Annotated in this window: 12 protein-coding genes and 2 pseudogenes; 2 read left to right on the plus strand and 12 right to left on the minus strand. The window is 33.3% G+C overall.

Annotated features, from left to right (window positions below; all coding sequences use genetic code 11):
• A pseudogene (locus tag ABZC96_RS05615) lies at window positions 1-688 on the plus strand (acetyl-coenzyme A synthetase); the annotation flags it as partial.
• A gap of 48 nt (window positions 689-736) precedes the next feature.
• Here ABZC96_RS05615 and ABZC96_RS05620 read toward each other — a convergent pair.
• Window positions 737-1,402, minus strand: a complete 666-nt coding sequence (locus tag ABZC96_RS05620; RefSeq protein WP_373029689.1) for a uracil-DNA glycosylase — start codon at window positions 1,400-1,402, stop codon at window positions 737-739.
• Window positions 1,403-1,504: 102 nt separating this feature from the next.
• On the opposite strand from ABZC96_RS05620, the gene ABZC96_RS05625 reads away from it, so the two are divergent.
• Complete coding sequence (locus tag ABZC96_RS05625) at window positions 1,505-1,660, plus strand: hypothetical protein (RefSeq protein ID WP_373029690.1); 156 nt, start codon at window positions 1,505-1,507, stop codon at window positions 1,658-1,660.
• A gap of 143 nt (window positions 1,661-1,803) precedes the next feature.
• Here the strand turns inward: ABZC96_RS05625 and ABZC96_RS05630 are convergent, their stop codons facing one another.
• The 11 genes and pseudogenes from ABZC96_RS05630 to ABZC96_RS05680 all read right to left on the minus strand — a co-directional run.
• Window positions 1,804-2,490 carry a tetratricopeptide repeat protein gene (locus tag ABZC96_RS05630; protein ID WP_373029691.1) on the minus strand — a complete coding sequence of 229 codons (687 nt, stop codon included), beginning with the start codon at window positions 2,488-2,490 and terminating at the stop codon, window positions 1,804-1,806.
• 148 nt (window positions 2,491-2,638) lie between these two features.
• On the minus strand, window positions 2,639-2,887 hold the full coding sequence (locus ABZC96_RS05635; RefSeq protein ID WP_373029692.1) for a hypothetical protein: 249 nt from the start codon (window positions 2,885-2,887) through the stop codon (window positions 2,639-2,641).
• 207 nt (window positions 2,888-3,094) lie between these two features.
• Window positions 3,095-3,352, minus strand: a complete 258-nt coding sequence (locus ABZC96_RS05640; RefSeq protein WP_373029693.1) for a hypothetical protein — start codon at window positions 3,350-3,352, stop codon at window positions 3,095-3,097.
• 184 nt (window positions 3,353-3,536) lie between these two features.
• Window positions 3,537-3,836, minus strand: a complete 300-nt coding sequence (locus ABZC96_RS05645; protein ID WP_373029694.1) for a NifU family protein — start codon at window positions 3,834-3,836, stop codon at window positions 3,537-3,539.
• 387 nt (window positions 3,837-4,223) lie between these two features.
• A complete protein-coding gene (locus ABZC96_RS05650; protein ID WP_373029695.1) occupies window positions 4,224-4,607 on the minus strand; it encodes a class II SORL domain-containing protein in 384 nt (127 codons plus the stop codon).
• A 73-nt stretch (window positions 4,608-4,680) separates the two neighbouring features.
• Window positions 4,681-5,901: a hypothetical protein gene (locus ABZC96_RS05655; RefSeq protein ID WP_373029696.1), complete on the minus strand. Its 1,221-nt coding sequence runs from the start codon at window positions 5,899-5,901 to the stop codon at window positions 4,681-4,683.
• A 49-nt stretch (window positions 5,902-5,950) separates the two neighbouring features.
• The gene (locus ABZC96_RS05660) at window positions 5,951-6,235 is read right to left on the minus strand and encodes a DUF4282 domain-containing protein (RefSeq protein ID WP_373029697.1); all 285 of its coding nucleotides are present in this window, start codon (window positions 6,233-6,235) and stop codon (window positions 5,951-5,953) included.
• Window positions 6,236-6,244: 9 nt separating this feature from the next.
• Window positions 6,245-7,873, minus strand: a complete 1,629-nt coding sequence (locus ABZC96_RS05665) for an inorganic phosphate transporter (protein WP_373029698.1) — start codon at window positions 7,871-7,873, stop codon at window positions 6,245-6,247.
• Window positions 7,874-8,098: 225 nt separating this feature from the next.
• Window positions 8,099-8,368 (minus strand): sulfite exporter TauE/SafE family protein, encoded by a 270-nt coding sequence (locus tag ABZC96_RS05670; protein ID WP_373029700.1) that lies wholly within the window; start codon window positions 8,366-8,368, stop codon window positions 8,099-8,101.
• Between the two features lie 52 nt (window positions 8,369-8,420).
• Window positions 8,421-8,924 carry a hypothetical protein gene (locus ABZC96_RS05675; RefSeq protein WP_373029701.1) on the minus strand — a complete coding sequence of 168 codons (504 nt, stop codon included), beginning with the start codon at window positions 8,922-8,924 and terminating at the stop codon, window positions 8,421-8,423.
• A gap of 13 nt (window positions 8,925-8,937) precedes the next feature.
• Window positions 8,938-9,413 (minus strand): annotated as a pseudogene (locus ABZC96_RS05680) (hypothetical protein); the annotation flags it as partial.

Genomic DNA, 9,413 nt, shown 5'->3' on the forward strand with positions numbered 1-9,413 from the left:
AATCTCTCCACTTCCTGGAGCTACGCCTATCAAACCTGCATGTGCAACATTTGCACTTCCGGGTATCATGGTTGAGATCATTGATCCTGATGGAACACCTAAAGAAGTAGGTGAGACTGGACTGCTTTGTATTACAAAACCTTGGCCGGCTATGATAAGAAATGTTTGGGGTGATCCTGAACGTTATAAAAAAGCATATTTTAGTGATGCAGTTAAAGATGGCAAACCTGTGTATTTCTCTGGTGATGGTGCAGTACTTGATGAAGATGGATACATTACGATCACAGGTCGTGTAGATGATGTTATCAACGTTTCTGGTCACCGTATGGGAACAGCTGAGATCGAAGCAGCAGTAAAAAAAGATGACTCTGTAGCAGAAGTAGCAGTAGTTGGACGTCCACATGACATTAAAGGTGAGTCTATTTTCATCTATATCGTCCTAAAAGAAGGGCATATCAACAAAGATATTAAAAACCATATCAATGATCTACTTGCAACTGAGATCGGAAACATAGCTAAAGCAGATCATATCATTGAAGTACCTGGGTTGCCAAAAACACGTTCAGGTAAGATAATGAGAAGAATTTTACGTTCTATCGCAAAACATGAAGAGATCACGCAAGATATATCAACACTTGAAGATCCGTCTATCGTTAAACAGATCGAAACAACTGCAAGAGAAGCATAAGCACTTCTCCTCTGCCATTTTCCAACTAAGTTCTGGAAATGGTATTTATCATTTATCCATCAACTCTTTTACCTTCAACAGATCCTCGAACACTTCCTTTTTAGCACTTGGATTTCTCAGTAAATAACTTGGATGATAGGTAGGTATGACTGTATAATCATTTTGTTTATGCATAGTACCTCTCACTTTACTTATCTCTGTATCATCACCTGTAAGATAATGGTAGGCAGTTCCACCAAGTGTTATAATAAGCTTTGGCTGTATAAGTTCTATCTGTTTCATCAAATAGGGTTGACAAGTATGGGCTTGTATGGGCGTAGGAGTTGCATTATTTGGAGGACGACACTTCACGATATTGGTAATATAAACATCAGATCGTAAAATATGCAATACATTTTCTATCATCTTAGTGAGCAGTTCTCCGGACCTGCCAACAAAAGGCTTACCTGAACTGTCTTCAGTCGTACCAGGTCCTTCACCGATAATAAGTATATCTGCATGTGGGTTACCTTCGCCAAATACCACTTTGTGGCGACTTTTGCTAAGCTCACACAAATGACACTCTATAGCTTGCTTTTTCAAAGACTCTAGTGTATTAGGAAGTCTAAGATCTTGTTCATCTTCTTTATATGGCGTCACTGACGTATATTTATAACCTAGCTGTTTAAGTTGATAGAGTTGTTTAAGTAAAAGTGCATTTCGGAGGTTTTTCATGGAAGTATTATACTCCCAAACGTCTTAATATGTTCACGTAAATAGATAAAGACATTCTATAGAAATAGTTATATATAAAAACAATTTTGCTATAGTGGTAGCATGAAAAAGCCATTAATATTATTTATCATTTTTGTTGTGTTATTTATCGTTGCTAAAATAGCCTACAATAAATACTGTGAATCTAAACCTGAAGGTTGTAAAAAAGAGAAATATGATGAAGACCAAGGCTTACCTAAAGAAGGTATTGATTGGTAGAGAATCAGAGAGGCTATGATCTGATCTTCTCTACACTATTTTGCGATTTCACTATCATCAGAGTTGTTTATATATGTTGGTCGTAAGACGATAGATACAGTAGAGCAAAACCTTAGAGGTGTAAAAGAGAATGTTGATGAAAATTAGCGCTGCTCACCTATTCTGTATCTCTTGGTTAGGAGTCTATAGTTTTTACATCCCAAAATTTCACCAAGGCTACAAGCTTCACGAAAAAGTGATTTAACTACTGAAAATTCATCATTTTTACTTTTTCTCTCATAATACATTACGCCAAGATTATAACAACCTAAGCCACTACCGCCATAACAACCCTTTGTATAAAATTCTTCCGCCTTTAGAAGATCTTCTTTTATACCTTTACCATGTTCATACATGCCACCAATATATGCACAACCAATCGCACTTCCAGCATTACAAGACTTTTCATAAAGCTCTATCGCTTTAGGATAATCTTTTTTTAATCCATTCGCAAGTTCATACATACTACCAAGATATGCACAACCTATAGCACTTCCAGCATCACAAGACTTTTCATAAAGATTTATAGATTTAACATACTGATTTTTTGTACCACCTTTGGGTTCATATCTTTTCCCAAGATTTGCACAACCATCAGCATTACCTCCATCACAAGCTTTCTTATAATAGATTTTAGCCTCTGTATAATCATATCCTCCATCATACAAAGATCCAAGAGTATTGCAGGCTTTAGCATCACCACCATCACAGGCTATTTGATTTTTCTTATACTCATCAGCACTTAAACTTATTCCATTTAGTAGTATTAATCCCAATAATAACTTTTTCATTACTTCTTCCTTCTATATATTAAATTATACTTTTGCTGTATATGGTTCAGCTTAAGAATATAACTAAAATAATAGTTTTTTTGAGCAGGAAATATTAATATATGAGAATAAATGTAGGGTATGAAGGTATATGAAATATTCTAAAGTATTACATTATATCTTTATTCATAATTTCGAGCTCTTTACAGGCATCCTTGTCACGATCAAAGCAAGCTCTATCATAGTAGCTTTTAGCCTTAGTATTGTTCTGTTCAACGCCTAGACCTGCACGGGTTAGGTCACCCATGATTTTACAACTCTTAGCATCGCCAGCAGCACAAGACTTTCTAGTATCTTCAATAGCGTTAGCACTGGCACCCATAGTCAAGAGTATTGCTGAGAGTATTATCTTTTTCATGTCTCTCCCTAATTGATTGTATTTATAGTATCATATTTAATGTAATATCAATGTAAGATACGAAAGTGAATAGCAAGTAAAAATTAATAGTAAGTGAGGGGATAATCAAATGAAAGCCTCTAAAATCAGTGGGAAGGTTAAAGTTTAGTTCACTTTAACTTCCTTTCGATAGATATCTTCTTAATAGATTAGATAAAATCTATAAAATTATATATCATCAGGACATTTATTACATTCATTGAAAATCTCTTCCATGCCTTCAACAGATACTATTTCTTGAATACATTTATCCATTGAACTTATAAAACTTTCCGACACTTTACCTTCTGTATCACAATAGATTGTGAGCATACGACAGTATCTAGTTATTGCATGTGAAGGTACTTTTGAAGTATCCCCCATTTTCTCTTCCACTTTTTCAAGAAACTTTTTTACACATTCATCTGATAAATCTTGCATATTCATTTTTTACCCTTAGTCTTTTATGACCGTAGTGTAGCAGAACATAGATAAAGGAGTGAAAATTTTAAGCCCCTATTGTAAAGGGCTTAGAAGATCAGTTAACTGTAACTTCTTTTTTAGTACCTTCCCAGATTGAAAAGGTAATTAATTCTAGAGGGTTTCTATGTTATTACGGTTCCACACAATATTAAATTGCGTAAACTCTTATCTTATTTGTTTCAAGTTGTCCATTTAAAATTTTCTGAATTGATACCAGAGTTCCACCTGAACTCTCACATGAACCACAAGCTCCAACATACGAAATATATACATCAGTTAACCCATTTGTTTCTTTAACATCAATGAAATCTAAATCTCCATTGTCTGCTTGTAAAAATTCTCTGATCTTTAGATCTATAATTGCATCAATTGCGTTGATTTTTTGGACCGTACTCATATTTTCAAACCCTAATTCATTGGCTTGTTTAATAATATCCATGCCTTCCATAATAATTTCCTTATTTTTTATTTTAATTATCTTTTAAATTCTTTATTAAAGACTTATACACCATAAATATTCTAACCTTCTATAGCAATATTTTCACTATTGAAGCTATAGTATATTTTCCTAATAATCAACCTATATCTCCATTATATATTCTTGTATTTCATTTTCTACAAAAAATAATGGTGATTTTAATCCTACAAGACAACTAGTTTATTTAATCTTAAAACTATTAAAAATATCACTAATGCGTAGCTTTATTTAATCGTACTGCCATTTTACTACCATATTAGAGTTCTTTAAAGTAATAGAATAATAATTTGATTAGAAAATATGAAAGTAGTGTATATAGGGCTAAAAGCCCTATAAGAGGAAGAAGTTACAATAAACTTAGTTAACTGTAACTTCTTTTTCAGTACCTTCCCAGATACCATGTTTAGTACAGTAACCATGTGCAACAAGTTTAAGTTTTTTACCTGTTGGGATGATTGTAAATGTAGTTGTGTTATGTGCTTTAGTGTTACCAAGTGTTCCTGGAACATACGTAGCTTTTGCAAGTTGAGTATCACCATCAAAAAGTGTTACTGATTCAATGTAGTGATCGAAATCATCTGGGTGAGTATATTCATTACCCATTTTTACAGTTACTTCAAATGGCTCACCAGCAGTCGCTGTATCTGCACAGTGAATAAATGGAGAGTGTCTGTCTATAAGATCTTTTTTTGCTTCTCTATCGATTTCTGAGATGTCTTGGTATTTGTTAATTTTTGGCATTTTATTTCCTTTTTTATGTTTTGTAAGATTATTATAGCACAAATTTAATTAAATAGGATAAAAATTGTCTTATTTAATTAAATTTTCCAAAATAAAAGTCGAAAAAGACTCGAAGTGTATAGTTTGGTTCATAGTCATACTGTTTATGAAAGCTTACAGAAGGTCGTACTTCATAGTAAAACCATTTACGCCAAATATTTGCTCTCCAAGAAAAAGAGGTGACATAATCATGAATACCACCATATTTTTTTGTTTTAGGATGGGGAACATCTTTTTCAGTCGTATACTGATACTCCGTATTTCCAAAAAAGGATTGTGTAAATCCAAAGCCAGTATTTTCCTTTGTACTTCTATAGTATTGGGCAGATAATGCATAATTCATACCATCAATTTCTTCTTGAGTACTTCTATAAAGCTGTATTCTAAAAAGTGATTTTTCACTTACTTTTTTATCAAAATAAATATTTGTTTCTTCTTCAAATTTATCATCAGTCGAATATTTAAACAACTGAACTGGATCTATCAACCACTCATCTATATTTATGGGCATATTAAATCTTGCTTTAACAAATGGATCTATCCCACTTAAACCAATTGAATATCTAGATAGTATCTTGTGTCTTGATGCGAAATAGTGGATTCCAATGTCAGGTGAATCATTTCGATTTGCTGAAGTGTCCTTTAATATCTCATCCGCATTGTCCAAAGTAAGATCATCAACAAATATCTTAAATCTTTTCCTACTTTTACTAAATGGCATCTGTGCTCTGACTGTCAAGTCAAAATCATTAGATCCTTTAGATTGAAAATAACTTTCTACTCGCACACGGACATAAGTATTCTCCGTCTCATTCAAATATTTTTCATTCTGAAAAAACTGATCTACTGAGTGAACTTTTTCTTCGACTGTACTGATAGTTTTTTTAGTTTCATCAACCATTGTATTGCTCGGTGCAATAGTTGTATGAGTTTTTACAGCTCTTGTTTGCGTTGGGATAATAACTCTATTAATTTTAACAGCAGTTGCATTATCCTCAGCATCTGTTATATTTGCCTCGAGAAGAGTGATATTCTCTTCAACATCTTCAGGATCAGTGGTATTGGTTTCGTTGTCATCTAGCCAATTACTCAATGTTGTATCTATGATGTCTGACCATTCAATCACTGTTTCAGATATACTTTTATGTAGTTTGTCTATATAGCTAGATTCACCTTGTATAGTACTGTTACTATCCGCATAATTAAGTGACAATACTAATGATGAAATAACAATAACCCTTAAGACAATAATCACAATGCGATCCTTATAAAGACTACTACATAATATAGTATAATACTTTAACTTAAGATAATTTCATTAGTGCATCATGCATATCAAAATAAGCGATAAAAAATTCAAACATCACTCTCCAGAGTATCTCTATACAGAAGAAGGTTATAAAAAAGGCACTGTATACTATGAGTCTTTGCTTAAATATAGTGTAGGTTTCTATCTCTGCTTTATATACAGTTTTTATCCAACGTATAAGATACCAGCTAAATATAGGTATGAGTAGAGCACCTACATAATATATAAGAATCAGTATAGTAGGGGTAATAAATGTTTGAAATGTTAAAAAATCTTTCATTTTATTCCTTTATAGTACTATTCCTTTAATCATGAAGTATATTGCTGCCGACAATACTCCAGCAGCCGGAACAGTAATGATCCATGCGGCTACAATCTTTTTTACTGCATTTCGTTTAACATATTTAACTTTTTCAGCATTTTTAAGTTCTTTTTTTGCAGATTTAATTTTCTCTTCTTCATCATCAATCATTTGATAAAGAGTCACAATTCTTTGGTAGTCCTCTTTCTGTTTTTCAGCTTTATCTTCAAGTATTTTAAGGTCAGTATTATATGCCTTTATTAGTTCTCTTTCATCAATAATGATTTCTTCTTCATGAACTATTTCTTCATTTAAATTTTTTAAGTCAAGATATTCTCTTAAAAAACCAACACCAAAGATACCACCTATTGCGATATGAGTAGAGGAAACAGGAAGTCCAAGTTGAGAAGCGATAATAACAGTAATAGAAGCTGCCATAGCTACAGAAAATGCTCTCATTTGATCTAGTTCAGTAATCTCACCACCAACAGTTTTGATAAGTTTCGGTCCGTAAAGTGCAAGTCCTATAGCAATACCAACAGCCCCAACTGCCATAACCCATAAAGGGATACTTGCTTTTGTCGAAATTCCACCTGTCATTACTGCATCATTTATCGCGGCCAATGGTCCGATAGCATTTGCAACATCATTTGCACCATGAGCAAAACTCAAAAGTGCCGCTGCAAAAATAAGTGGTACGGTAAAGAGTTTATTCACAGCAGCTCTAGTATTTTCAATATGATTTCCTTTTTTAAAAACAGTCACTTTAAGTATAAAATAGACAATTCCTGCAACGATAAGTCCAAAGAGTGCTGCAACAAGAAAAGAAGGTTTTTTCTCATCAGGAAGGAATACCAATGCTTCAACAATAGAAGGCCAAACTTTTTTAAGGCCTTTAAGTGTTAAGTATGTAACAAATGCCCATGTCATAATAGATACATATATGGGTACCCATTTCATAGCAGACTTTGTTTTATTATCTTTGTAAATAATGGTTTTTTTGATCGCAAAAAGGAAACTTGCAGCTATTATGCCACCTAAAACTGGAGATATAACCCATGAAGCTGCAATTTTACCCATTGTGCCCCATGCAACTATACCAACACCACCTGCAGCAATACCGGCACCCATAACTCCACCTACAATGGAGTGTGTTGTCGATACAGGTGCTTTAGCTGCTGTAGCAAAATTCAACCATACTGCTGCAGCTAATAGCGCTGCCATCATAGCCCAAATAAATGTATCTGTATTACCACCAAAAGCATTTATATCGATAATACCTTTCTTTATAGTTTTTACAACATCACCACCTGCAATAAATGCACCACTAGCTTCAAATACGGCAGCAATAGTAATAGCACCCCCCATTGTCAGAGCTTTTGATCCTACTGCAGGTCCAACATTGTTTGCAACATCGTTTGCTCCGATATTCATAGCCATGTAAGCACCAAAAAGTGCAGCAACAGCTAAAAAAACATTATTGGGTACTTCTCCTGTCTTCATAAAACTATAGATTAATACAGAAATCATAAAAAATAGTGCCGTTCCAAGCCTGAAAAACTCACCGGAACTGCTTTTCATTGCTTCTTTTTCCATTTTCTTTGCCATCTGTATCATTTCAATTTCCATATACTCATTCTCCAGCTATTTAAGCATAATTAAATATTATTTAAAAAAATTATACTATATTATGCTTAAATAAATATAATCAATTATTAAATAAATAATCAATTTTATTTATTTAATAATTTGTGTGAAATATTCATAGAACTACAAGTTTGTTTGCTTATATGGAAAAGAATAAAATAGGGAAGAGTATAATAACTATAAAGTATGAGAACACTACTCTAGCACTTCAAAAGGAGCTAATCCACTGTAATTAACATCTTTACTTTCTTGACAACAATTGAGTGCTGATTTTTCTGGATTTTCTATAAAATCATATCCTCTATAGATAGTATAAATACCAAAAAGAATGACTATGATAGATGCTAAGTTCATCATCACTTTTCTAAATGAACTTTTGCTAAGAAGCTGCGTAAAAAAACCCAGACTAAAAAGTGCTGGTATCGTACTAAGACTAATGATAAACATCACCAGTGCAGTGGCCAAAGGCACCTAAAAAAGCAATAGTAGCAATTGATAAAACATCAATACTTTCCATCTATTTTCCTAATAACTTTTTTCTTATCTTTGGATTCCCTAAATGTTCACCCCTGTATACATAGAGTTCCATTGTAGAAAAGTCTATCGCATTTTCAATTTTATGTTCTCTAGCACCAAAACCATAATGCATAGCTGTTTCATCAGCCCGTCCATACCATGCCTTTCTTGCATCTATCCATCTCTCGGTATCTATGCTATAGATCCAAATATTTGCAGTCTTTTTAAACGCTTTATCCTGTAGCCATAAGGCCATACAGGCAGGATCATCAAAAAACCACGTTCTGCCATCCGGAGAAACTACCTGTGATGAGTTTCTTTTGGTTGTAATGAGCATTTTACAATAGGGATCATTGGTAAAATTCACTTTTAAAGGTAAGACTTCCATTTTAGTATTACCCTTAATGATGGTAATTGGTTGATCATTTTTTGCCATAGAGACAAACACAACAGCGATAATCGCCATAATCACAAGGATGATAAGTAAAGGTATAAGTTTTTTCATAAAGACTCCATTTTTATAATAATACACCGTTTCTCAGATAATAAACTGCCACGTAGGCTGTACATAGCAGTACAAATAAACTAAGTAAAGCAATGACTATTTTTTTTGACTTCAGATCTGTTTTTACCAACCAGAGTGTGGATACAGCATCACTTAATCCAATGTAGCTTCCCATAAACAAAGATCCCCATAATAGATACCCTACATAGTAATACTCAGATTGCAACATACAGAAGGGGCATTTATGTGTAGGAAGTTGATAGATATATGTTCCAAAAAAATAGACTACTGAGTAGTAAGCAATAAAAACAAAGAGTATATTTGTGAGTATGTAAAGGATCGTATATCCGATTTTAATGGTTAATATAAGCAAAATATAAAGCAGATAAAAAAGAACTAACAATAAGGTCACACTCAAACCAAAGGGGAGGGGATTGGCACCTTCAAATTGACCAAACAGTGCAGAACAACAACTTACAGGCATATGGG

This window comes from Sulfurovum sp., from assembly GCF_041551015.1.
Classification (GTDB): Bacteria; Campylobacterota; Campylobacteria; order Campylobacterales; family Sulfurovaceae; genus Sulfurovum.

Coding starts and splice junctions, on each gene's coding strand:
- ABZC96_RS05620 (WP_373029689.1), bottom strand. CDS start 1,402: ATGAAAAACCTCCGAAATGCACTTTTACTTAAACAACTCTATCAACTT.
- ABZC96_RS05625 (WP_373029690.1), top strand. CDS start 1,505: ATGAAAAAGCCATTAATATTATTTATCATTTTTGTTGTGTTATTTATC.
- ABZC96_RS05630 (WP_373029691.1), bottom strand. CDS start 2,490: ATGAAAAAGTTATTATTGGGATTAATACTACTAAATGGAATAAGTTTA.
- ABZC96_RS05635 (WP_373029692.1), bottom strand. CDS start 2,887: ATGAAAAAGATAATACTCTCAGCAATACTCTTGACTATGGGTGCCAGT.
- ABZC96_RS05640 (WP_373029693.1), bottom strand. CDS start 3,352: ATGAATATGCAAGATTTATCAGATGAATGTGTAAAAAAGTTTCTTGAA.
- ABZC96_RS05645 (WP_373029694.1), bottom strand. CDS start 3,836: ATGGAAGGCATGGATATTATTAAACAAGCCAATGAATTAGGGTTTGAA.
- ABZC96_RS05650 (WP_373029695.1), bottom strand. CDS start 4,607: ATGCCAAAAATTAACAAATACCAAGACATCTCAGAAATCGATAGAGAA.
- ABZC96_RS05660 (WP_373029697.1), bottom strand. CDS start 6,235: ATGAAAGATTTTTTAACATTTCAAACATTTATTACCCCTACTATACTG.
- ABZC96_RS05665 (WP_373029698.1), bottom strand. CDS start 7,873: ATGATACAGATGGCAAAGAAAATGGAAAAAGAAGCAATGAAAAGCAGT.
- ABZC96_RS05675 (WP_373029701.1), bottom strand. CDS start 8,924: ATGAAAAAACTTATACCTTTACTTATCATCCTTGTGATTATGGCGATT.